Source organism: Streptomyces sp. NPDC015661 (assembly GCF_043077765.1).
In the GTDB taxonomy this organism is placed as follows: Bacteria; Actinomycetota; Actinomycetes; order Streptomycetales; family Streptomycetaceae; genus Streptomyces.
Window position 1 is genome coordinate 140,342 of sequence record NZ_JBIBST010000008.1, and the last position, 22,477, is coordinate 162,818.

The window sequence follows — 22,477 nt, forward strand, 5'->3', positions numbered from 1 at the left end:
GCCCGTCAGAAGTCGTACGCGGTGTAGGGCAGGGCGATCGGATCGGCGCAGGCCGCGTCGGCGAAGACGAGGACGATCTCCTCGGCGGGGTCCGCCTGGGTGCGGAGGTAGATCTCGGCGCCCTTGGTGACCTTGTCGCGGTCGGCGAGCGAGTTGATGTCGACGACGTGGCGGCGGGCGCAGTCGGGGAAGGCGGCCCGCAGCCGGGTGAAGTAGCGGGCGAAGTACTCGGCGACGATCAGCGGGCAGCGGGGGACGACGTGGTCGTCCTTGACGGTCCCGGCGAGCACCTTCGCGTACTGGCGGGAGCGGAAGAGGATCTCGTCGCCCTCCAGGACGAACAGCGGATGCTCCGCGGGTTCGCGCAGCCGGCGCTTCATGGCGCGGGCGGCCCGATTGCGCAGCGTCCGCTCGCGGGTGACGGTGAAGGAGGTCCCGGCGCCGGCCGCGACGGCGGTGAGCGGGGAGACGTCGGCCGGCGCGGACGGGGCGGCCGGCAGCGTACAGACCTCGTCGGAACAGGACATGCCGAGGTCGTTGACGATGACGTCGTAGACCACCTTGTTGCCGCGGTGCAGACGGCGGGCGGCGGCGCCGGTCTCCTGGGCCAGGGCGAAGGAGCTCAGCGAGAACTCCCCGATGCCGGCGGCCGTCTCGAAGTAGCCGCCCGCGACCAGTAACGCCGAGCGGACCGTGCGGTCGACGGTCTCCAGGAGGGGTTCGACGCGGGGCGGGACGGTGCGGGTCCGGGGGGTGGCGAGGGTGTTCAACTGTGCACTCCGTTCTTCCGGGACGGGGATCGATCGGATGGTGCCGGGGGCGTGTCGGGCGGCGCGGTGGACGCGGGCACCGCCGTGCCGACGGCCGCCGCCACCACACCGAGCACGGCGGCCCACTGGGCGGGGGAGAGGTGCTCGCCCAGCAGGACGAGGCCCACCAGGGCCGCGATGACCGGCTCCACCGTGGACAGCACGGCGAAGACCCGGGGCGGCATCCGGCGCAGCGCCGCGAACTCCAGCGAGAAGGGGACGACGGTCGTCAGGACCGCGACCGCGAGCGCGGCCCCGAGCACCCCCGGCCGCAGGAGGACCTCGGGGGAGGGCAGGCCGAGCGCCGGCGCGGTGGGCAGGGCGAGGACGGCGGCGACGGTCAGGCCGAGGGCGAGGCCGGAGCCGCCGGGGACCGCGCGGCCCACGCGGGCGCCGAGCAGGATGTATCCGGTGAGCGCGGCGCCGGTGAGCAGGCTCGCGGCGAGGCCGACCGGATCGTCCATGCCCCGCGTCCCGCCGAGCACCAGCAGGCCGGCGGCCGCGAGCGCGACCCAGAGCCGGTCAAGGGCGCGGCGCGAGGTGAGCGCGGCGAGCAGCAGCGGCCCGCTGAACTCCAGGGTCACCACGACGCCGAGGGGCAGCCGGGAGGTGGCCTCGTAGAAGGCGAACTGCATGACGGTGAGGACCGCCCCGTAGGGGAGCAGCAGCCGCCAGTGGGTGCGCAGGAGCCGTGGCGCGGGCCGGGACATGAGACAGAGCAGGGCGGCGGCGACGAGCAGGCGGAGCAGGGTCGCGCCGGCCGGTCCGGTCTCCTCGAACAGTCGTTTGGCGAAGGCGGATCCGAACTGCAGGCTGACCATGCCGGTGAGGAGCAGCAGTGGGGCGGGCGCGGCTCCCAGGGCGTACGGACGCATGACGACACCTCCTCTCCAGGCGTCGACCGCCTGACGGATGCCGAAGTCTATACCCCCTAGGGGTATGTCGCGACCGTACGGGGGCGTCAGGGGGCGTTCAGGGGGTGTCGTGAGTGTGACGTCCGTCAAAGAGGGCGTGACGCGCATTACTTCGCGGTCACATGGCGCCCCGCGACCGCTAATCTCCGCCGGAGAGCAGAAGTGAACAGCTGTGGAGGGGTGGAAGATCGTGGCCAGGAAGCTCGCCGTCATCGGGGCCGGACTCATGGGATCCGGCATCGCACAGGTCTCCGCACAGGCGGGCTGGGACGTCGTCCTGCGTGACGTCACCGACGCAGCCCTGACCCGCGGCACCGACGGCATCAAGGCGTCGTACGAGAAGTTCGTCGCCAAGGGCAGGCTCGGCGCCGAGGACGCCGCGGCCGCGCTCGGCCGCATCGCCGCCACCACCGACCTCGACGCCGTCGCCGACGCGGACGTCGTCGTCGAGGCCGTCTTCGAGAACCTCGACGTCAAGCACGAGATCTTCCGCTCGCTCGACAAGATCGCCAAGGACGGCGCCGTCCTCGCCTCCAACACCTCCGCGATCCCGATCACCAAGATCGCCGCGGTGACCGAGCGTCCCGAGGCCGTCGTCGGCGTCCACTTCTTCTCGCCCGTGCCGATGATGCAGCTCGTCGAGCTGGTCCGCGGCTACAAGACGAGCGACGAGACCCTCGCCACCGCCCGCGCGTTCGCCGAGTCCGTCGGCAAGACCTGCATCGTCGTCAACCGCGACGTCGCCGGCTTCGTCACCACCCGCCTCATCTCGGCCCTCGTCGTCGAGGCCGCCAAGCTCCACGAGTCGGGCGTCGCCACCGCCGAGGACATCGACATCGCCTGCAAGCTCGGCTTCGGCCACGCCATGGGCCCGCTCGCCACCGCCGACCTCACCGGCATCGACATCCTGGTGAACGCCGCCAACAACATCTACACCGAGTCCCAGGACGAGAAGTTCGCGCCGCCGGAGCTGATGCGCCGGATGGTGGACGCGGGTGACATCGGCCGCAAGAGCGGGCAGGGCTTCTACAAGTACTGAGCCGCACCCGCCACCCCGCCTCACTCCGTGGGGTGAATTTCGGTATCGGTTCGCTGACAAGGCGCAACGTATCTGCCGGTGCGGCAGTCAGTTGTTGCGAAGACGGAGCACTCTCGGGGAGCGCATATGCACATCAGGGGCGACCACGTCGAGCTGGTCGTCGGGGGCCGCCTCGACGTCCGCAGCGCGGCGGACGCCCGTACGGTCCTGCACTCGGCCGTCGACGACGGAGTCGGCGACCTGGTGCTCGACCTGACCGGCCTCGACTCCTGGGACGCCACCGGACTCGGCGTCATCATGGGCGCCCACCGCAGGGCCGGCCGCTGCGGCCGGCGCCTCGTCCTGCGCGGGGTGCCGCCCCAGATGCAGCGGCTCCTCGTCGCCACCCGGCTGCACCGCATCCTCGCCATCGAGGGCGGCCTCGCCCTGGAGTCCCTGCCCCGCGTATGACCCCCGGGGGCGCCCGTCACGTGTGAAGCAGCTGTGAGAAACAGGCGTCACACCCAATCCTCACAAGACCGTGACGTCTTGGTCTCGGGAGCACCCCGCCTGTTCCCGACCGTCTGACCACGGTCTAGGGTTCGGTCGCCTGCACATTGACGGAACCACCCGGCGGGCACCGGACACCGCTTCTTGGGGGCTTGGACCATGGACCCGATCAACCCTGGGTCGGAGGAGTACGGTCACGACGCCGAGGGCGAGGAGGCCCGCCAGGGCCGTGGCGTGCCCGCGGCGACGCCCGCGCGCGCCCGCGTCGTCCGGCTCGTCTCCGGTGAGCTCCTCCTCACCGTCAACCCCGTCGACGGCAGCGAGATCGAACCCTGCCCGCCCGGGCAGGAACCGGAGACCCCCCGCGCCCGCACCCCCGAGGAGCGAGCCGAGGCCGCCCGCGCCGTCGCCCCGCCCGTCCCGTCGGGCCCCGCGGCACCCGAGCTGCCCCTCCTCGAACGCCACGAGGAGCGCGAGCGGCTCACCGGCATCCTCCGCCAGGGCCGCTGCGCCCGCGTCCTCGGCGCCCCCGGATCCGGCCGCACCGCCCTCCTCGACGCCGTCGCCGCCGACTGCGCCGACCTCGCCCCCGACGGCGTCGTCCGCCTCTCCGGCCACCACCGCACCCCCACCGAACTGCTTCACGAGCTGTTCACCGCCGTCCGGTACGCCCCCGGGCAGCGCCCCGACCGGGCCGGCCTCCTCGACCGGATCCGCGACATCGGCGCCGTGGTCGTCGTCGACGACCTGGAATTCGGCGGCGCCGCCCTCGACGAACTCCTCGCCGCCGCCCCCGAGTGCGCCTTCCTCCTCGCCGCCGGCCCCGACACCCCCGCCCCCTCCGCCGACGCCCCCGTCGAGGAGGTCCTCCTCGCCGGCCTCGGCCGCGCCGCCGCCCTGGACCTCCTGGAGAGCGCCGTCGGCCGCACCCTCACCGAGGAGGAGGCCAACTGGGCCGGCGACCTGTGGTTCGAGTCCGAAGGACTCCCGCTCCGCTTCGTCCAGGCCGGCGCCCTCCTCCGCCAGCGCGACCGGCTGCGCGTCACCCCCGCCGAGTTCGACGCCTTCGGCGCCCTCGAAGAGGCCTTCGGCCCCGCCGACCCCACCGCGGCGGCCACCGCCGCGGCCGCCGCCTTCGACGGCATCGACGACCCCGACATCGAACTGCGCGACATACCGCTGCCCAGCCTCGGCGAAGGCGCCGCCCCGGCGGCCCTCCTCGCCTCCCGCCTCAGCCGCTCCGCCCAGACCGCCCTGCGCTTCGCCGTCGCCCTCGGCGGCGAGGTCCCGCACCAGGCCCACCTCCCGGCCCTCGTCGGCGACACCCACGCCGACGCCGCCCTCGGCGAACTCATGGCCTGCGGACTGCTCACCCCGGTCGGCCCCCGCTACCGGCTCGCCACCGGCGTCCTCACCCAGCTCCTCGCCCACGGGTACGAGCACGAGGCCGCCGACCGCGCCCACACCGTCGCCCAGCACTACGCCTGGTGGGCCGCCCACCCCTCCGTCACCCCCGAACGCGCCGCCGTCGAGGCCGACGCCCTGCTCGCCGCCCTCACCACGCTGATCCCCGGCACCGGGGACGACGCCGCCGAGCACCGGGCGACCGCCGTCCTCCTCGCCCGCGCCGCCGCACCCGCCTTCGCCGCCGGACTGCACTGGGGCGCCTGGGAGCGCGCCCTGCGCGCCGGACAGGAAGCCGCCCGCCTCGCCGGCGAGGTCGCCGAGGAGGCCTACTTCCACCACGAGCTCGGCGTCCTCGCGATCTGCGCCGGGAACCTGGAGCGCGCCCGCGCCGAGCTGGAGGCCTCCATCGCCATGCGCGGGGTGCTCGCCGACAAGCGCGGCACCGTCGCCGGCCGCCGGGCCCTCGCCCTCGTCGCCGACCTCTCCGGAGAACACGCCGCCGCACCCCGCGCCGAGGAGCCCGTCTCCCCGCCGCGCGGCACCCCCGCCCTGCGCGGCCCGGCCGCCCGCCCCGCTCTGCCGAGACCGGAGCCCGTCACGGCCGCGCTGCCCGGCGGAACCTTCAAGACCCCCGCGGCGTCCCCGGCGTCCGCGTTCCCCGACTTCGCCGACGCGGGCCCCACGCTCGTCACCCGCACCCACACCGCCGAGAGCGGCGACCGCCGCTCCGGCCTCAAGGGCGGCATCCTCAGCGGCGCCCGCCGCAACCTCGTCGCCGTCGGCGCGGGCGCGCTCCTCGTCGCCGTCCTCGGCACCGTCGTCACCCTCGGCGCCACCTCCGGCAACGGCGACACCCCCGCCGGCGACCGTGTCACCTCCGACAGCACCGCGAGCGACAGCGGCAGCTCCGACGGCCTCGACGGCGAGGAGCCGCCCGCCGACGGCGAGGCCGGCCCGGACGAGACCGGCGAGGCCACCCGCTCGGACTCCCCGAGCCCCTCCGGCTCCGGCACCGCGTCGCCGTCCGCCTCGACGGACCCGTCCGCGTCCGGTTCCCCGTCGCCCTCGGACAGCCCGACGGCGACGACGTCGCCCACGACGAAGGCACCCACGAAGGCCCCGACGACCACCCGGCCGCCGGCCATGACCACCGCGCCGCCGAGGCCGACGACCACGCCGCCGCCGACGACGGTCCCGCCGACCACGACACCCCCGCCGACCACCACGGCCCCGCCGACGACGACCGCCCCTCCGGCGACCGGCGAGACCACGACCCTCGGTGCCCCCTCCTCCGGCAGCCCCGCCGGCTCGGAGTCGCCGGCCTGACCCCCGTACGCACGCGAAGACGGCCCCGGGCGCGCTCAGCGCACCCGGGGCCGTCGCCCGACGTCAGGTCTCAGAACAGCCGCAGCTTGTCGTCCTCGATGCCGCGCAGCGCGTCGTAGTCGAGGACCACGCAGCCGATCCCGCGGTCCGTCGCGAGGACCCGCGCCTGCGGCTTGATCTCCTGGGCCGCGAAGACGCCCTTCACCGGCGCCAGGTGCGGATCGCGGTTGAGCAGCTCCAGGTAGCGGGTCAGCTGCTCGACACCGTCGATCTCGCCGCGCCGCTTGATCTCCACCGCCACCGTCGCGCCGTCGGCGTCCCGGCACAGGATGTCCACCGGGCCGATCGCGGTCGGGTACTCGCGGCGGATCAGCGTGTAGCCCTCGCCGAGGGTCTCGATGCGGTCGGCGAGCAGCTCCTGGAGGTGCGCCTCGACGCCGTCCTTGATGAGACCCGGGTCCACACCCAGCTCGTGCGAGGAGTCGTGGAGGATCTCCTCCATCGTGATGATCAGTTTCTCGCCCGCTTTGTTGATCACGGTCCAGATGCCCGCCTCACCGTCTGCTCCTTCGGTGCCTTCCTTCAGGGTGCACGGCGGCGACATCCAGTTGAGCGGTTTGTACGCCCGGTCGTCCGCGTGGATGGAGACGCTGCCGTCTGCCTTGACCAGGATCAGACGGGGCGCGGAGGGCAGGTGGGCCGTGAGTCGACCCGCGTAGTCCACGGAGCAACGGGCAATGACGAGACGCATGGTCGCCAACGCTACAAGACGGGCGCTCTTCCGCGCGATTCGGGCATCGGCCGGGCACGCGACGGGGGTGGTCGTTGGCCGAACACCCGTCGGTTATCAGCCGGTTGTGTGCCCATTCTTCTGGTGTCGCCCGGACCGCGCGCTTACCGTGGAAGCTGGAGGTCGTCGTCCGTGCACGCTGCGTGGCGCACGGCCCGGCCTTCGTCCCTGCCCGCAAGACCCCGTCCGCGGGGTCGCGAGAGGAGAACCCATGTCGCTCGACGTCTCACCGGCACTGTTGGAACAGGCCGAGCGAGGCGAGGTCGACGAAGCCGACTTCGTCGACTGCGTCCGGACCTCCCTGCCCTACGCATGGGAGATGATCAGTTCTCTGGTGGCACAGCTGAAGGTCGACGGCGGAGAGTTCGCCGACAACCAGACGCCGCCGCCGAATGAGCAGGCACGTGGTCAGCTGCTGCGCGCGCTCGCGAGCGATGCCATTCGTGGCGCGCTGCAGCGGCACTTCGGGGTGCGTCTCGCCTTCCAGAACTGCCACCGCGTGGCGGTCTTCCCGCTGGACCCGGCGGTGGACGAGCGGCTCGCCCGTTTCACGTCCGTACGGGGACAGCTGCTGAACCAGTCGCCGGAACTGCGCGACTGCTGAGACATGGTGCTGCCGCTCCGCATCGCGGGAGAAGGCGATCGATGCGAGCCGACGCGCGTCGCCGCCGACAGATGCAGGAGCGGCAGCACAGTCCCGGACAGGATTCCCGTGACGGTGCTCACACCAGGAGCGGCAGGACCTCCGCGCCCAGGCGCCGGACGTTCTCCTCGGTCGCCGCGAGGTCGCCCGAGCCCTCGGCGAGCAGGGCGAAGCGCGTGATGCCCGTACGCTCCGCGGTCGCCGCGAGCCGGTCCGCCGCCTGCCGGGGCGTGCCCACCGGGTGCAGCCCGCACAGCAGCTCCGTGTACGCGACGGGGTCCCGCATCGCCCGGTGCCGGCCGTCCACCGTCACATGCGCGTCGAGCCCCTGCCTCAGCCAGCCCGGCATCGCCTTCACCAGCGCCTCCGCCGCGTCCACCCCCCGGTCCGCGAGCTGCGCCACCCCCGCCGAGACATGGCCGGTGCCGATCCGCGCGATCTCGTCCGGGTCCCGCCCGGCCTCCCGTGCGCACCGGGCCCAGGCCGCGACCATCTCGGCCTTGTCCTCGTCGCCGCAGTGCATGCCGAGCAGCATCGGCAGCCCGCGCTCCGCCGCGAGCCGCACGCTCTTCGGCGAGGTGCAGGCCACCACCACCTCGGGCGAGGGCGCGCCGCCGATCAGCTCGTCGGGCCGGGGCACCACGGGCACCTCACGGAAAGCGAATCGTTCCCCCTCGGCGCCGACGCGCGGCTCGCTGAGCCAGCGCAGCAGCAGGTCGAGCGATTCGGAGAACCCCTTCTCGTACGCCTCCAGACCCGCGCCGAACACCTCCAGGTCGACCCAGGGCCCGCCCCGGCCCACCCCGAGGGTGAACCTGCCGCCCGAGGTCAGGTGGAGCAGCGCCGCCTGCTCGCCCAGGGCGACCGGGTGGACGGCCGGCAGCACGCTCACCGCCGTGCCGACCCGGAGCCGCCGGGTGCGGCCCAGGAGCAGCGCGGCCAGTGTCACGGCCGAGGGGCAGACCCCGTACGGCACGAAGTGGTGCTCGGCGAGCCAGACGGAGTCGAGCCCCGCCTCCTCGGCGACCTCGGCGGTCCGCACCGCCCGGTGCAGTGCCTCCCCCTGGCCCTGGCCCGGGAACTGGGCTGCCAGAACGAACGTACCCACGCGCATCGCCTTCTGCCTCCTTGCGGCCGACGCGTATCTCCCCTCGCACTGGCACCAACGTCTGACACGTGCCAAAGGCAACGGCCGTTCATGAAGTTCTTGCGATTTTCGGCTAAGCCGTCCCGGACGGGGCCGGGGGCACCGGGTGGCGGCCCGTAGGCTGGAGGGAACGGTCCGTGTTCCCAGACCCCGTGAGGTGTGCCCGTGTCCCCGCGTCACAACCGCTCCCGAGGCGGCGGTAAGCCCGAGCAGCAGGGCGACCACGGCGACCGGTACGGCGGTGCGCAGCGCACCGAGACCTGGCAGGGCGAGGAGTGGTACGTCCGGCTCGTCGCCGGAGCGAGCGCCCCCGGCAAGCGCTACCGCTGCCCGGGCTGCGACCAGGAGATCCCGTCCGGCGCCCCGCACGTGGTGGCCTGGCCGGAGTGGGGCGGGGTGGACGACCGCCGGCACTGGCACAAGGCCTGCTGGAACGCGAAGGACCGCCGCACCAGCAGGGTGCAGCGGTCCCGCAACGCGCCGAGATACTAGGGCCTACACGTCCCGGCTGTTCAGCAGGGCGTACGCGCCGCCGAGTGCGGCCGCCGCGATCGCCGCCATGATCAGCAGCGCCTCCCAGCCCGCCGGGCCCGAGTCGCCGAGCGACGGGGTGTTGCTGTAGAGCGCGATCATCTGCGAGGGGATCGCGTAGGTGAACAGGAAGTCCCGCACCGGCTGCAGCGCCTCGGTGAACATGAACATGCCCGCGACGAGCGGCAGCAGCAGGAGACCGATCATCACCGTGATCGCGCCCGCCGAGTGCCGGATGAGCGTCCCCACCGCGAGCGACAGCAGCCCGAGCAGGGCCAGGTAGGCGCCCGCGCCGACCGTCGCCCGCAGCCACTCGTCCCCGGTCGGTGTCGCCGCCGTGTCCACGAGGGCGACCTGCACCACCGCCACCAGGGTCGCCATCAGCGTGGTGACCGAGAAGACCAGCAGGAAGAAGACGATCGCCTTCGCCGTCAGCACCCGCGCCCGGCTCGGGCAGGCCGTCAGGGTCGTGCGGATCATGCCCGTGCCGTACTCGGAGGCGATCGTCAGGACGCCGAGCGTGATCACGCAGATCGACGCCGGCAGCATCCCGAAGAAGCCGAAGGTGAGCGCGGACTCCTCGCCGAGCGGGGCGGGGGAGGCCGCGGCGATGGCCGCGATGCCCAGACCGATGGCGAGCATCAGCAGGATCATCACCCCAAGCGTCCACAACGTCGAACGCACCGAGCGGATCTTCGTCCACTCGGAGGCGAGCGCGTCACCGAGGTGCGCGGCACGGACCGGGATGGGGGAGACGTAGGCGTGCGGCGCCGGGGCGTGGTGGGGAGCGGGGGCGGTCATCGGGCGTCCTTCGGGGTGTCGCTCGGCTGCAGGCTGTTCGGCTGAGGGGCGCCCGGCTGCGAAGCGGCCGGAGGGGCGTACGGACCGGGCGCCTGCGGGGCCGGGGCCTGCGGGGCTCCGGCGTACGGGCCCGGCGCGGCGGCGTAGGGGCCCTGCGGGGCCGCGCCGTACGGGTTCTGTCCGGGCGGCGGCGGGGCGTACCAGCCCTGCTGCGGCACGTCCTGGACCGGCGGCTGCGGCGGCATCCCGTACCCGGGGTGCCCGGGCTGGACGGGCGGCTGGAGGTGGGCGAGACGGTCGTCGCTGGAGCGGTAGTCCACGGCGCCCTGCGTCAGCCGCATGTACGCCTCCTCCAGCGAGGCCTGGTGCGGGGACAGCTCCCAGAGCCGTACGTCCGCACCGTGCGCCAGGTCGCTGATCCGGGGCAGCGGCAGGCCCGTGACGCGCAGCGCGCCGTCCGGCTCGGACAGCACCTGGCCGCCGGCCTCGATGAGGACCGAGCTCAGCTTCTCCCGCTGGGCCGGCTCGGTGCCCGGGGTCCGCACCCGGGCGAAGTCGGCGGAGTTCGCCGAGATGAAGTCCGTGACGCTCATGTCCGCGAGCAGCTGCCCCCGGCCGATCACGATCAGGTGGTCGGCCGTCAGCGCCATCTCGCTCATGAGGTGGCTGGAGACGAAGACCGTGCGGCCCTCGGCCGCCAGCTTCTTCATCAGGTTCCGCACCCAGAGGATGCCCTCGGGGTCCAGGCCGTTGACGGGCTCGTCGAAGAGCAGCACCTGAGGGTCGCCGAGGAGGGCCGCCGCGATGCCGAGCCGCTGGCCCATGCCGAGCGAGAAGCCCTTCGAGCGCCGCTTGGCGACGTCCTGGAGGCCGACCACGCCGAGCACCTCGTCGACGCGCTGCGCCGGGATGCCGGCCAGCTGCGCGAGCGACAGCAGATGGCTGCGGGCGCTCCGGCCGCCGTGCACGGCCTTGGCGTCGAGGAGCGCGCCGACCTGCCGGGGGGCGTTCGGCAGCTGCCGGAAGGGGTGGCCGCCGATCGTGACATGGCCCGCGGTGGGCCGGTCGAGGCCCAGGATCATGCGCATCGTCGTCGACTTGCCGGAGCCGTTGGGCCCCAGGAATCCGGTGACGACACCGGGCCTCACCTGGAAGGAAAGGTTGTACACGGCCGTCTTGGCGCCGTAGCGCTTCGTCAGGCCGACTGCCTCGATCATTCTCCAGCCCCATCGACAGGTCGGTCGCATCCATGTCGGGGCGTGGCGGCCGTCGGCCGGAGCCCCCCGTATGAGCTAGGAGCTTATCCAGCCGTTGACGGTTCCGCCGAAGCGGAACCGTGATTCTCCCGTGCGGCGTCGCGGGTCAGGCGTCGCGCTTCTTGATCACCAGGTAGCCGCCGAGCAGCGCGGCCACCACCCAGAGCAGCATGATCCCGAGCCCGCCCCAGGGGCCGTACGGGGCCTTCTCCGAGCCCATCGCGTCCGGCACCACCTGCATGATCTTGGAGCCGGCCTGGTCGGGGAAGTACTTGGCGACCTCCTTGGCCTTCGGGACCGCCGAGAGGATCTGCGAGATCAGGAAGAAGAACGGCACCAGGATGCCGAGCGACAGCATCGAGGAGCGCAGCATCGTCGCCACACCCATCGAGAAGATCGCGATGAGCCCCATGTAGAGACCGCCGCCGACCACCGCGCGCAGCACGTTGTCCGCGCCGAGGGTGGTGCGGTGACCGCCGAGCAGCGCCTGGCCGAGGAAGAAGGAGAGGAAGCTGGTCGCCAGGCCCACGACCAGGGCGAGCCCCCCGGCCACCGCGATCTTCGAGAAGAGGAAGGTCGCGCGCTGCGGCACGGCGGCCAGCGAGGTGCGGATCATGCCCGAGGAGTACTCGGTCCCCACCACCAGGACGCCGAAGACCACCATCGCCAGCTGGCCGAGGATCATCCCGGAGAAGCTGGCGAACGTCGGGTCGAAGGTGGCCCGCTCGACGTCGCTGAGATCGTCGAAGGTCGACTTGAACAGGGCGCACAGCGCCGCGCTCATCGCCACCGTGACGAGAAGGGCGCTCGCCAGCGTCCAGACGGTCGACGACACCGTCCGGATCTTGGTCCACTCGGACTGCAGGACCGCGGATGCCGCTGCCATCGTTCAGGCTCCCTCGGAGGTCGTGCCCCACTGGGGGCCGGGCGCCGAGGCGCCGCTGTGTACGTCGGTGCCGTGCGCGTGGTACTCCACCGCGCCGGCCGTCATCTGCATGAACGCTTCTTCGAGGGAGGCGCGCTGGGCGCTCAGCTCGTGCAGCACGAGCCCGTTCTCCGCCGCCAGCTCGCCCAGCTTCTCGGTCGTCGACCCGTCCACCTCAAGGGTCCCGTTTCCCGCCTCGACCGCGACAAGACCGTTGGCGTGGAGCACGTCCCGCAGGCGTTCCTGCTGCGGGGAGCGCATCCGCACATAACTCCGGGAATTCTGCTGGATGAAATCCGCCATCGACGTGTCGGCCAGCAGTTTTCCCTGCCCGATCACGATCAGATGATCGGCCGTCAGCGCCATTTCACTCATCAGATGGCTGGAAACGAAGATCGTCCGGCCCTCGGCCGCCAACGCCTTCATCAGATTGCGGATCCAGTGAATTCCCTCGGGGTCCAGACCATTGACGGGTTCGTCGAACATCAGGATCTCGGGATCACCGAGCAGCGCGGACGCGATCCCGAGCCGCTGTCCCATGCCGAGGGAGAATCCCTTCGACTTCTTCTTCGCGACCGGCGTCAGACCCACCAGGTCGAGCACCTCGCCCACCCGGCTCGCCGGGATGCGGTTGGACTGCGCCAGACACAGCAGGTTGTTGTACGCGGAGCGGCCGCCGTGCATCGCCTTGGCGTCGAGCAGCGCCCCGATGTACTTCAGCGGCTCGGCCAGGTCCCGGTAGTGCTTGCCGTCGATCCGGACCGTCCCGCTCGTCGGGTTGTCCAGGTCGAGCATCATCCGCATCGTCGTCGACTTGCCCGCCCCGTTCGGCCCGAGGAAGCCGGTGACCACGCCGGGGCGGACCTGGAAGGAGAGACGGTCGACCGCGGTCTTCGTCCCGTACCTCTTCGTCAGGCCCTCAAGCTCGATCATGCGCACCAACCTACGGGCACGCAAAACCCCCCGCCACCGGAATGACGGGGGGAGCGTCGTACTTGTTACCGGGACTGCTGGGCCGGGACGCCGGCCGTGCGCTCGTCGTCGATCGGGGAGCCGGCCGCCGCCACCGCGGCACCGGTCAGCGTCGCCAGCATCTCGCGGACGTTGGTCAGCTGCGCGTTGATGGAGTCGCGGCGGTTCGTCAGCGCCGCGAGCTCGCGCTCCGATTCCGAACGGATCCGGTCGGCCTTGGCGTTCGCGTCGGCCACGATGTCCTCGGCCTGGCGCTGCGCGGTCTCCACCGTCTGACGGGCCCGGCGCTCCGCGTCCGTCCGCAGCTTCTCGGCCTCCAGGCGGAGCTGCTCGGCGCGGTGCTCGATCTCCGCGAGGCGCTTCTCGGCCTTCGCCTGGCGCGAGGCCAGGTCCCGCTCCGACTGCTCGCGGCGCTTCGCCAGGTTCGTCTCGAAGTCCGCGGCGGCCTGGGCGGCCTTGGCGCGGGTCTCCTCGAAGAGGGCGTCCGCCTCCTCACGCTTCGACTGCGCGTCCTTCTGCGCCTCGGCACGCAGCGAGTTGGCCTCGCCCTGCGCCTTCTCGACGATCCGGACGCCCTCGTCCTCGGCCTTCGCCTTGCGCTCGGCCGCGAAGGACTCCGCGTCGTTGCGCACCTGCTGGGCGGCCGACTCGGCCAGCTCGCGGTGCTGCTCGGCGGCGCGACGGGCCTCCTCACGCAGGTCCTTCGCCTCCTCCTCGGCGAGCCGGAGGATCTTCTCGACCCGGGCGCCGAGCCCCGCGTACGACGGCTCGGCGTCGGTGACCTGCGCCTGGGCGTTCTGCGTCTCGAGGTGGAGCTCCTCGATGCGCTTCTCCAGCGAGGTGATACGGGACAGGGCACTGTCGCGGTCGGCCACGAGCTTGGTAATGCGGTCGTCCACCTGACCGCGGTCGTAACCGCGCCGCACGAGCTCGAAGCCGAAGGGGGAGGAAGTGTCGCTCATGGGGTTCCTGTCGAATGAGACCGGTGAGGTGTTAGAGGGAATCCTAGGGGCCGAAGCGGCGTGTCATCGAGCGTATGCCCGTTTGATCTGGAGAATGTCCAGCCTTTTGAGTGGCTAGCCGTCCTGGGACTTGCCACCCGTACGAGTGGACCCCGCCGACGCACCCGCCTTGACCCCGTCCTTTCCGGCGGACGGCGTCTCGAAAGACTCCAACGCCTCCAGCACGTCCTGGACACGGGAGATCTCGGCATTGATGTCCTTGCGACGCCGCGTCAGGGTCTCCAGCTCGCGCTGTCCCTCCGCGACCGTCTTCTCGGCCTCGGCCGCGGCCTCCGCACGGATCCGCTCGGCCTCCGCCTTGAGTGCCTCGGCCTCCGCGATGATCGAGGCCTTCTTCTGCGCGGCCTCCTTCAGGAGCGCGTCCGCCTTGCGGACCGCCGCGATCCGGACCTTGCTCGCCTCCGAACTCGCCTCGGAGACCAGCTCCTTCGCCTTCTCGTCCGCCTCGGCGCGCTGCTCCTCGGCCGCCTTCACCAGCTTGTCGACACGCTCGCCGGCCGTCTTCATCTGCTCGGCCGACTCGCGCCGCGCCCGCTCGTGCAGCTCCTCGATCTCGCCCTCGACGCGGCCCCGCAGCTCCTCGGCCCGCTCCCTTATGGCCGTCGCGTCGCTGCGCGCCCCGACCAGGAGCTCGTCCGCGTCCGTGCGGGCCTGCTCCACCAGCGAGTTGCCCTCCACGGTCGCCTCGGCGACGATCCGCTCGGCCTCCTTGCGGGCCGCGCCGACCATGGTGTCCGCCTGCGACTCGGCCTCCGTGGTGGCGCGCAGCGCCTCCTCCTGGGCCTTGGCGACGAGCTGGTCGGCCTGCTCGGCCGCGTCCGAACGCTTCCTGGCGCCGGCCTCCCGGGCCTCGTCGAGCGTCCGGTCCGCCTCCTCGCGGGCCTCCGCCCGCATCTGCTCGCCCGCCTCGGCGGCGTCGGACTTCACCCGCTCCGACTCGGTACGGATCCGCTCGGCGTCCCGCAGGGCCTCGGCGATCGCCTCGGCGCCCTCGGCCCGCAGCCGCTCGGCCTCCTCCGAGGCAGCGGCGACGGTACGGCCGGCCTCGGCGCGGGCGTCCGCGCCGACCGAATCGGCCAGCTCGGCCGCCTCGTTCACGATCCGCTCGGCCTCGGCGGTCGCCTCGCCGACGAGGGTGTCGGCCTGCTCGGCGGCGTCCGTACGGCGCTTGTCGGCGGCCTTGCGGGCCTCGTCCAGGATCTGGTCGGCGTCGGCGAGCGCGGCGTTGCGCAGGGCCTGCGCGTGTGCCTCGCCGTCGGCCTTGACCTGCTCGGCCTCGGTCCGGAGGCGCGCGGCGTCCTGCTCGGTCGTCTCCATGAGCTCGACCGCCTCGGCGGTGAGCCGCTCGGCCTCGGCGGTCGCCTCGCCGATGAGGGTGTCGGCCTGCTCGGCGGCGTCCGTACGGCGCTTGTCGGCGGCCTTGCGGGCCTCGTCGAGGACCTGCTCGCCCTCGGCGCGGGCCTCCGCCCGCAGGGCCTCCGCCTGCGCCTCGCCGTCGGCCTTGACCTGCTCGGCCTCGGTCCGGAGGCGCGCGGCGTCCTGCTCGGCCGTCTCCATGAGCTCGACCGCCTCGGCGGTGAGCCGCTCGGCCGCGGCGGTCGCCTCGCCGATGAGGGTGTCGGCCTGCTCGGCGGCGTCCGCGCGGCGCTTGTCGGCGGCCTTGCGGGCCTCGTCGAGGACCTGCTCGCCCTCGGCGCGGGCCTCCGCCCGCAGCGCCTCGGCCTGGGCCACGCCGTCCGCCCGGGCCTGCTCCGCCTCCGCGTGCAGCCGGGCGGCCTCGGCGCCGATCCGCTCGGCCTCGGCGGTCGCCTCGCCGATGAGGGTGTCGGCCTGCTCGGCCGCGTCCGCGCGCCGCTTGTCCGCGGCCTGCCGGGCCTCGTCCAGGACCTGCTCGCCCTCGGCGATCGCCGCGTCGCGCAGCGCCTCGGCGTGCGCTTCGCCGTCGGTCTTGAGCTGTTCGGCCTCCGCGCGGAGCCCGGCGGCCTCGGCCCCGATCCGCTCGGCTTCGGCACGCGCCTCGCCGACCGTCGACTCGGCGCGCTCGGCGGCCTCCGAACGGATCCGGTTCGCGTCCTCCCGGGCGTCCGCCCGCGTACGGGCCGCGTCCTGCTCGGCCGAGGCCAGCGAGTCCGTCGCCTCGGTCCGTACCCGCTGCGCGTACTCGGCGGTGTCCGCCCGCAGCTTCTCCGCCTCGGCGAGCGCGTCCGTGACCGTCCGCTCCGCCAGGGCCTTCGCGGCCTCCGACTCCTCCTGGGCACGCGCCCGCGTGCGGACGGCGTCCTCGGACGCCCGCTCCCGCTCCTCGTACGCGTCGGAGCGGACCCGGTCCGCCTCCTCCTGCGCCTCGGTCCGCGTCCGCTCGGCCGCGTGCTCGGCGGCGGAACGCAGCCCGGCGATCTCCTCCTCGGCCTGCTCGCGCAGACCCGCCACCGAGTCCCGCACCTCCTGGGCGGCTCGCGAGGCCGCGGTGACCATCTCGGTCGCCCGCGCGTCCGCCTCCTCGACCAGGCGCTGTGCCTCGGCCTGCGCGTCCTCGACCCGCTTGCGGGCGGCCGCGAGGAGCTCCTCGGACTGCTCCCGGGCGTGCTCGCGCTCCCGGCCGGCCTCGGAGCGGGCCGACTCCAGGGTCTCCTCGGCCTCCCGGCGGCGCCGGACGGCCTCCTCCTGCGCGGCGGCAAGCGCCTCGGCGGCCTCGGCGGCGACCCGCTCGGCGGCGGCCGCGGCCTCCGCGCGCACCCGGTCTGCGGTCTCCTGGGCCTCCGACCTCAGCCGCTCGGCCTCCTCGGACGCCTCCGTGCGGAGCCGTACCGCCGCGGACTCGGCCTCGGTACGCGTGCTGGACGCGTCCGCCGACGCCTCGGCGCGCAGCCGCTCGGCCTCCTGCTCCGCCTGCTCCTGGAGCGTACGGATCCGCTCGGCGGCCTCGGTCCGCAGCCGCTCCGTCTCCTCGGCGGCCTCGCGCCGGATCCGCTCGCCCTCGGCCCGTGCGTCCGTGAGCTCCTCGCCGGCGGCCGCGACCCTCGCCTCGGCGTCGGTGTGCAGCCGGGTCAGCTCCTCCGCGGCCTCCGCGCGGCGCGCCTCGGCGGCCCGCTCGGCGTCCGCGCGCAGCCCGGCGGCGGCCTCCTCGGCCGCGCCCTTCACCGACTCGGCCTGCTCCTCGGCCTCGGCGCGCAGCCGCTCGGCCTCGGCGCGGGTGCGCTCCAGGGTCTCCTCGGCCTGGGTGCGGAGCGTCTGGGCGCGCTCCATCGCCTCCGACTTGACCCGCTCGCCCTCGGCACCGGCCTTGGCGCGCTGCTCCTCGGCGTCCGTACGGGCCTTGGTGAGGAGCTCCTCGGCGGTCTTCGCCGCCTCCTCGATCTGCTGGAGGGCCTCGCGCCGGGCCTCGGAGCGGATCCGCTCGCCCTCGTCGACGGCCTCGGCGCGCAGCTGCTCGGCCTCGCCGCGCAGCCGTCGGGCCTCCTCCTGGAGCTCGACCGTCTTGGCGCGGTACTCCTTGGTGTCGTCCTTCGCCGAGCCGAGCAGTTCGTCGGCCTGCTCCCCGGCCTCGGCGCGCAGCCGGTCCGCCTCGGTCTCGGCCTCGCGGCGGACCCGCTCGGCCTCCTCGGCGGCCTTGCGGGTGGTCTCCCGGGCGTCCTCGGAGGCCTTGGTGAGGATCTCCTCGGCGTTGCGGGCGGCCTTGGCGAGGGCGGCGGCGGAGTCCTCGGCGGCGGCCGTGACGGCCTTCTCGGAGGCCTCGGTGACGAGCTTCTCCGCCTGGGCGGTCGCCTCGCGGAGCTTCTCCTCGGCCTCGGCCTTGAGCGCCTCGGCCTCCTTGGTGGCCTCGCCGACGAGCCGGGCGATCTCCGTCTTGGCGGTGCGGGTGCGCTGCTCGTTGACCGACTCGGCGGAGGCCAGCTGCTTGGCGGCGCTCTCCTTGGCCTCGGTGAGGGCCTTCTCGGCCTCGGCGCGGGCGAGCCGCAGCTTCTCATCGGCCTCCTGCATGCGCTGCTCGGCGGCGCGGGAGAGCTCGGTGGCCTGGCGGCGGGCCTGGTCGGTCTCGGCGGCGGTGCTCGAGCGGAGCTGCTCGGCGTGGCTGGTGGCCTCCTGCGCCTGGCTGGAGGCGGCGGTCAGGAGCCGCTCGGCGTCCTTGCGGGCGCGCAGCAGAATCGCTTCGGCCTCGGCACGGGCGGACTCGGCCTCGGCGCCGACGCGGCGGCTGGTCTCCTCGGCGAGCCGGGTGGCCTCGGTGCGGGCGGTGGCGAGGGACTGCTCGGCCTCCGCGCGGGACTCCTCCATCAGGCGGCGGGCCTGGGACTCCGTGCGGGCGCGCAGCTGTTCCGCCCAGGCGACGTTCTCGTTGACGTGCGCCTCGACGGTCTGGCGGCGCTCGTTGAGCTCCTGGTCGAGCTGCTGGCGGCGCTGGACGGCCTCGTTGTGCAGTTCGGCCTGGAGCCGGGCCTGGTGCTCGGCGTGCTCCTGGAGGATGCGCTGGGTCTGGGCGCGGGCCTCGCGCAGCTCGCGCTCGGCGTCCTGGCGGAGCTGCTCGGCCTGCGCCTGCGCGTTCCGCAGCAACTGCTCGGCCTGGTAGCCGATGTCGGCGCTGTCGTACGCGGGCCGGGACGCGATGGTGCGGCGCGCCTCGTGGAGCTTGGCGCGCAAGACCTCGACCTGGTAGCCGAGGTCCTCGGCATGCTGGACGGCCTTCTCGCGTTCGGTCTTCAGCCGGTCCATCTCGGCTTCGAACCTGGCGAGATGGTCGTCTTCAGCTCGGTGGCTCTCCTGGCGTTCGTAGCCCCGCACTGCGCGGTCCCATCCTTCCCCGAGCTCTTCGAGCAGGGGATACCCCAACCCTGGTCGCACCTCCTGCGAGCACGCCCTCTCGGCCGAGGACGGGCCCCCGGGGAATCGTGGCAGATCGGACGACCCCGACATCCCGACTTCGGTGCCGCACGAAGCGGCCCCGACCTGCCCCGGCCCGGAGTCGCCCACTCTACCGGGCCAGGAATCCGGGGGTCAGTGCTCCGCTGAGGAGTGGTCAGCGGACGGCTTGGCCGAGGTGACCAGTTCCGTGAGGACGCCGTGGCAGTCCTTGGGGTGGAGGAAGGTGATCCGGGAGCCCATGGAGCCGATCCGCGGCTCGTCGTAGAGGACCCGGACGCCCTTGCCGCGGATGGCCTCGGCGTCGCCGTCGACGTCCGCGGTGCCGAAGGCGATGTGGTGCACGCCCTCGCCGTTCTTGGCGAGCCACTTGCCCACCGCGGAGTCCTCCCGGGTGGGCTCCAGGAGCTGGAGGTAGGAGGCCCCGCCGTCGTCGGTGGCGTTGATCTTGAGCATGGCCTCGCGGACGCCCTGCTCCTCGTTGACCTCGGAGTGGAAGACCTCGAAACCGTACGTGGCACGGTAGAACTCGACGGTCTTGTCCAGGTCGAAACAGGCGATCCCGATGTGGTCGATACGCGTCAGCATGGATCCAGTGCACCGCTGGAAAGGTGGTTACGCAACGTGCGCGCGATCACACCATCGGGCCGATGACCCGGCGCCGCACCGCTCAGTACATTGGCGGTAAACCCTCGTTCACTCCTCATCCCAAGGGGCCGTGCCTCATGTCTGGAACGACCGGTACCACCTCAGTGATCGTCGCGGGCGCCCGCACGCCCATGGGTCGCCTGCTCGGCTCGCTCAAGTCCTTCTCGGGCGCCGACCTCGGTGGCTTCGCCATCAAGGCGGCCCTGGACCGGGCCGGCATCGGCGGCGACCAGGTGCAGTACGTGATCATGGGCCAGGTGCTCCAGGCGGGCGCCGGGCAGATCCCCGCCCGTCAGGCCGCCGTCAAGGCCGGCATCCCGATGAACGTCCCCGCGCTCACCATCAACAAGGTGTGTCTGTCGGGTCTCGACGCCATCGCCCTCGCCGACCAGCTGATCCGCGCCGGCGAGTTCGACGTGGTCGTCGCCGGCGGCCAGGAGTCCATGACCAACGCCCCGCACCTGCTGCCGAAGTCCCGCGAGGGCTTCAAGTACGGCGCCATCGAGATGCTCGACGCCATGGCGTACGACGGTCTCACCGACTCCTTCGAGGGCATCGCCATGGGCGAGTCCACGGAGAAGCACAACACCCGGCTGGGCATCGGCCGCGAGGTGCAGGACGAGCTCGCCGCCCTCTCGCACCAGCGCGCGGCCGCCGCCCAGAAGAACGGCATCTTCGAGGCCGAGATCACCCCGGTCGAGATCCCGCAGCGCAAGGGCGAGCCGGTCGTCTTCTCCAAGGACGAGGGCATCCGCGCGGAGACCACCGCCGAGTCCCTCGGCAAGCTCCGCCCGGCCTTCACCAAGGACGGCACCATCACCGCCGGCACCGCCTCGCAGATCTCCGACGGCGCCGCCGCCGTGGTCGTGATGAGCAAGGCCAAGGCGGAGGAGCTGGGCCTGGAGTGGATCGCCGAGATCGGCGCCCACGGCAACGTGGCCGGCCCGGACAACTCCCTCCAGTCGCAGCCGTCCAACGCGATCCTGCACGCCCTCAAGAAGGAGGGCCTGGACGTCTCCGACCTCGACCTGATCGAGATCAACGAGGCCTTCGCCGCCGTCTCGCACCAGTCCATGAAGGACCTCGGCGTCACCCCCGAAAAGGTGAACGTCAACGGTGGCGCCATCGCGCTCGGCCACCCGATCGGCATGTCCGGCGCCCGCCTGGTGCTGCACCTGGCCCTGGAGCTCAAGCGGCGCGGCGGCGGCGTCGGCGCGGCGGCCCTGTGCGGCGGCGGCGGCCAGGGCGACGCGCTGATCGTCCGTGTTCCCGGCGTTTCCGGCACCGCCAAGTAGTCCCGTCCTTAAGGAGCAGCGCAGATGGTGGACGTCCCCGAACTCGTCGCCCAGGCACGGGAGGGCAGGCCGCGGGCCGTGGCCCGGCTGATCTCGCTCGTGGAGGGGGCGTCCCCGCAGCTGCGCGAGGTGATGGCGGCGCTCGCGCCGCTCACCGGCGGCGCGTACGTGGTGGGTCTGACCGGCTCGCCGGGTGTGGGCAAGTCCACGTCGACGTCCGCGCTGGTCTCCGCGTACCGCCGGGCGGGCAAGCGGGTCGGCGTCCTCGCCGTCGACCCGTCCTCGCCGTTCAGCGGGGGAGCGCTCCTGGGCGACCGGGTCCGGATGTCGGAGCACGCCTCCGACCCGGGGGTCTACATCCGCTCCATGGCCACGCGCGGCCACCTGGGCGGGCTCGCCTGGTCCGCGCCGCAGGCCATCCGCGTCCTGGACGCGGCCGGCTGCGAGGTGATCCTCGTGGAGACCGTCGGCGTCGGGCAGTCGGAGGTCGAGATCGCCTCCCAGGCCGACACCTCGGTCGTGCTCCTGGCGCCGGGCATGGGCGACGGGATCCAGGCCGCGAAGGCGGGCATCCTGGAGATCGGCGACGTGTACGTGGTGAACAAGGCCGACCGGGACGGCGCCGACGCGACCGCCCGGGAGCTCAACCACATGCTGGGTCTGGGCGAGGCGCGGGCCGCGGGCGACTGGCGGCCGCCGATCGTGAAGACGGTCGCGGCGCGCGGCGAGGGCATCGACGAGGTCGTGGAGGCGCTGGAGAAGCACCGCGCCTGGATGGAGGAGCACGGGGTCCTGGCGGAGCGCCGCCGGGCCCGTGCCGCGCGCGAGGTGGAGACCATCGCGGTCACCGCGCTGCGCGAGCGCATCGGCGATCTGCACGGCGACCGGCGCCTGGACGCCCTCGCCGAGCGGATCGTGGCGGGCGCCCTCGACCCGTACGCGGCCTCGGACGAGCTGGTCGCGAGCCTGACCGGAAACTGATCCCCCGGACGTACGAGAAGGGCCCCTCCGGTCGCCGGAGGGGCCCTTCCGTTCTCTGTCAGGTCACGGCTTGCCGCGGCGGCCGCGGAGCTGTTCGGCGACCGGCTTCAGGGACTCGTGGAGGTCGCCGAGGGCCTCGCCGCTGAGCTGGTCGATGAAGTGCCTGCGCACCGACTCGACGTGGTGCGGGGCGACCTTGCGCATGGTCTCCATGCCGTCGTCGGTCAGGACGGCGTAGAGCCCGCGCCGGTCGGACTCGCAGTTCTCGCGGCGGACGAGCCCGGCGTTCTCCATGCGGGTGATCTGGTGGGAGAGCCGGCTCTTCGACTGGAGGGTGGCCGCGGCGAGGTCGCTCATGCGCAGCCGCCGCTCCGCCGACTCCGAGAGGTTCACCAGGATCTCGTAGTCGTTCATCGTCAGGCCGAAGGGCTGGAGGTCCCGCTCCAGCTGGTACGTCAGCATTCTCTGGACGTCCAGGAACGTGCGCCAGGCGCACTGCTCGCCGTCGGTGAGCCAGGGGGTGGCCGTCTCGGTCTCCATATATGGATTCTACCTAAGAAGTTGAATACTTGACGAAGTTTCGGAGTGTGACGCCGCGCACCGCGTCAGGTGTCCGGGCCTCCAG

At 73.0% G+C, this 22,477-nt stretch carries 19 protein-coding genes; 7 read left to right on the forward strand and 12 right to left on the reverse strand.

Annotation, left to right across the window (positions count from 1 at the left end; all coding sequences use genetic code 11):
• Positions 1-5 precede the first annotated feature (5 nt).
• Together ACF07V_RS22640 and ACF07V_RS22645 are read right to left on the reverse strand one after the other, a co-directional pair.
• Positions 6-770 (reverse strand): hypothetical protein, encoded by a 765-nt coding sequence (locus ACF07V_RS22640; protein WP_392156619.1) that lies wholly within the window; start codon positions 768-770, stop codon positions 6-8.
• A complete protein-coding gene (locus ACF07V_RS22645) occupies positions 767-1,684 on the reverse strand; it encodes a DMT family transporter (protein ID WP_392156620.1) in 918 nt (305 codons plus the stop codon). The genes ACF07V_RS22640 and ACF07V_RS22645 overlap by 4 nt, the downstream gene beginning before the upstream one ends.
• A gap of 229 nt (positions 1,685-1,913) precedes the next feature.
• On the opposite strand from ACF07V_RS22645, the gene ACF07V_RS22650 reads away from it, so the two are divergent.
• From ACF07V_RS22650 to ACF07V_RS22660, 3 genes are all read left to right on the forward strand, one after another.
• Entirely contained in the window at positions 1,914-2,762 is an 849-nt protein-coding gene (locus tag ACF07V_RS22650; protein WP_392156621.1) for a 3-hydroxyacyl-CoA dehydrogenase family protein, read from the forward strand.
• Between the two features lie 126 nt (positions 2,763-2,888).
• Positions 2,889-3,212, forward strand: a complete 324-nt coding sequence (locus ACF07V_RS22655) for an STAS domain-containing protein (RefSeq protein WP_030210572.1) — start codon at positions 2,889-2,891, stop codon at positions 3,210-3,212.
• A 198-nt stretch (positions 3,213-3,410) separates the two neighbouring features.
• Positions 3,411-5,984 (forward strand): ATP-binding protein, encoded by a 2,574-nt coding sequence (locus tag ACF07V_RS22660; protein WP_392156623.1) that lies wholly within the window; start codon positions 3,411-3,413, stop codon positions 5,982-5,984.
• Between the two features lie 70 nt (positions 5,985-6,054).
• On the opposite strand, the gene nucS is transcribed toward ACF07V_RS22660, so the two are convergent.
• Complete coding sequence (nucS, locus tag ACF07V_RS22665) at positions 6,055-6,735, reverse strand: endonuclease NucS (RefSeq protein WP_392156625.1); 681 nt, start codon at positions 6,733-6,735, stop codon at positions 6,055-6,057.
• A 250-nt stretch (positions 6,736-6,985) separates the two neighbouring features.
• Here nucS and ACF07V_RS22670 point away from each other — a divergent pair, with 250 nt between their 5' ends.
• Complete coding sequence (locus ACF07V_RS22670) at positions 6,986-7,378, forward strand: SCO5389 family protein (RefSeq protein WP_017236120.1); 393 nt, start codon at positions 6,986-6,988, stop codon at positions 7,376-7,378.
• 118 nt (positions 7,379-7,496) lie between these two features.
• Here the strand turns inward: ACF07V_RS22670 and ACF07V_RS22675 are convergent, their stop codons facing one another.
• Positions 7,497-8,531 (reverse strand): LLM class flavin-dependent oxidoreductase, encoded by a 1,035-nt coding sequence (locus ACF07V_RS22675; RefSeq protein ID WP_392156626.1) that lies wholly within the window; start codon positions 8,529-8,531, stop codon positions 7,497-7,499.
• 198 nt (positions 8,532-8,729) lie between these two features.
• On the opposite strand from ACF07V_RS22675, the gene ACF07V_RS22680 reads away from it, so the two are divergent.
• A complete protein-coding gene (locus ACF07V_RS22680; RefSeq protein ID WP_392156628.1) occupies positions 8,730-9,056 on the forward strand; it encodes an ATP/GTP-binding protein in 327 nt (108 codons plus the stop codon).
• A 3-nt stretch (positions 9,057-9,059) separates the two neighbouring features.
• Here ACF07V_RS22680 and ACF07V_RS22685 read toward each other — a convergent pair whose 3' ends face one another.
• The 7 genes from ACF07V_RS22685 to mce all read right to left on the reverse strand — a co-directional run bounded on the left by ACF07V_RS22685 (position 9,060) and on the right by mce (position 19,516).
• Positions 9,060-9,896: an ABC transporter permease subunit gene (locus tag ACF07V_RS22685; RefSeq protein ID WP_392156629.1), complete on the reverse strand. Its 837-nt coding sequence runs from the start codon at positions 9,894-9,896 to the stop codon at positions 9,060-9,062.
• The gene (locus tag ACF07V_RS22690) at positions 9,893-11,113 is read right to left on the reverse strand and encodes an ABC transporter ATP-binding protein (protein WP_392156630.1); all 1,221 of its coding nucleotides are present in this window, start codon (positions 11,111-11,113) and stop codon (positions 9,893-9,895) included. Before ACF07V_RS22690 ends, ACF07V_RS22685 begins: the two co-directional genes overlap by 4 nt.
• 145 nt (positions 11,114-11,258) lie before the next feature.
• Positions 11,259-12,038 carry an ABC transporter permease gene (locus tag ACF07V_RS22695; protein ID WP_392156632.1) on the reverse strand — a complete coding sequence of 260 codons (780 nt, stop codon included), beginning with the start codon at positions 12,036-12,038 and terminating at the stop codon, positions 11,259-11,261.
• A gap of 3 nt (positions 12,039-12,041) precedes the next feature.
• A complete protein-coding gene (locus ACF07V_RS22700) occupies positions 12,042-13,010 on the reverse strand; it encodes an ABC transporter ATP-binding protein (RefSeq protein WP_392156633.1) in 969 nt (322 codons plus the stop codon).
• A 65-nt stretch (positions 13,011-13,075) separates the two neighbouring features.
• Positions 13,076-14,011: a cellulose-binding protein gene (locus ACF07V_RS22705; protein ID WP_116158785.1), complete on the reverse strand. Its 936-nt coding sequence runs from the start codon at positions 14,009-14,011 to the stop codon at positions 13,076-13,078.
• 114 nt (positions 14,012-14,125) lie between these two features.
• Positions 14,126-18,850: a polarized growth protein Scy gene (gene scy, locus ACF07V_RS22710; RefSeq protein WP_392156635.1), complete on the reverse strand. Its 4,725-nt coding sequence runs from the start codon at positions 18,848-18,850 to the stop codon at positions 14,126-14,128.
• Between the two features lie 213 nt (positions 18,851-19,063).
• Positions 19,064-19,516, reverse strand: a complete 453-nt coding sequence (gene mce, locus ACF07V_RS22715) for a methylmalonyl-CoA epimerase (RefSeq protein WP_123455436.1) — start codon at positions 19,514-19,516, stop codon at positions 19,064-19,066.
• A 137-nt stretch (positions 19,517-19,653) separates the two neighbouring features.
• Between mce and ACF07V_RS22720 the strand changes: the two genes are divergently transcribed.
• Both ACF07V_RS22720 and meaB read left to right on the forward strand, forming a co-directional pair.
• Complete coding sequence (locus ACF07V_RS22720; RefSeq protein ID WP_392156638.1) at positions 19,654-20,871, forward strand: acetyl-CoA C-acetyltransferase; 1,218 nt, start codon at positions 19,654-19,656, stop codon at positions 20,869-20,871.
• 24 nt (positions 20,872-20,895) lie between these two features.
• The gene (gene meaB / locus ACF07V_RS22725; protein ID WP_388845250.1) at positions 20,896-21,852 is read left to right on the forward strand and encodes a methylmalonyl Co-A mutase-associated GTPase MeaB; all 957 of its coding nucleotides are present in this window, start codon (positions 20,896-20,898) and stop codon (positions 21,850-21,852) included.
• A 63-nt stretch (positions 21,853-21,915) separates the two neighbouring features.
• Here meaB and ACF07V_RS22730 read toward each other — a convergent pair whose 3' ends face one another.
• On the reverse strand, positions 21,916-22,392 hold the full coding sequence (locus tag ACF07V_RS22730; protein ID WP_392156639.1) for a MarR family winged helix-turn-helix transcriptional regulator: 477 nt from the start codon (positions 22,390-22,392) through the stop codon (positions 21,916-21,918).
• Positions 22,393-22,477 lie beyond the last annotated feature (85 nt).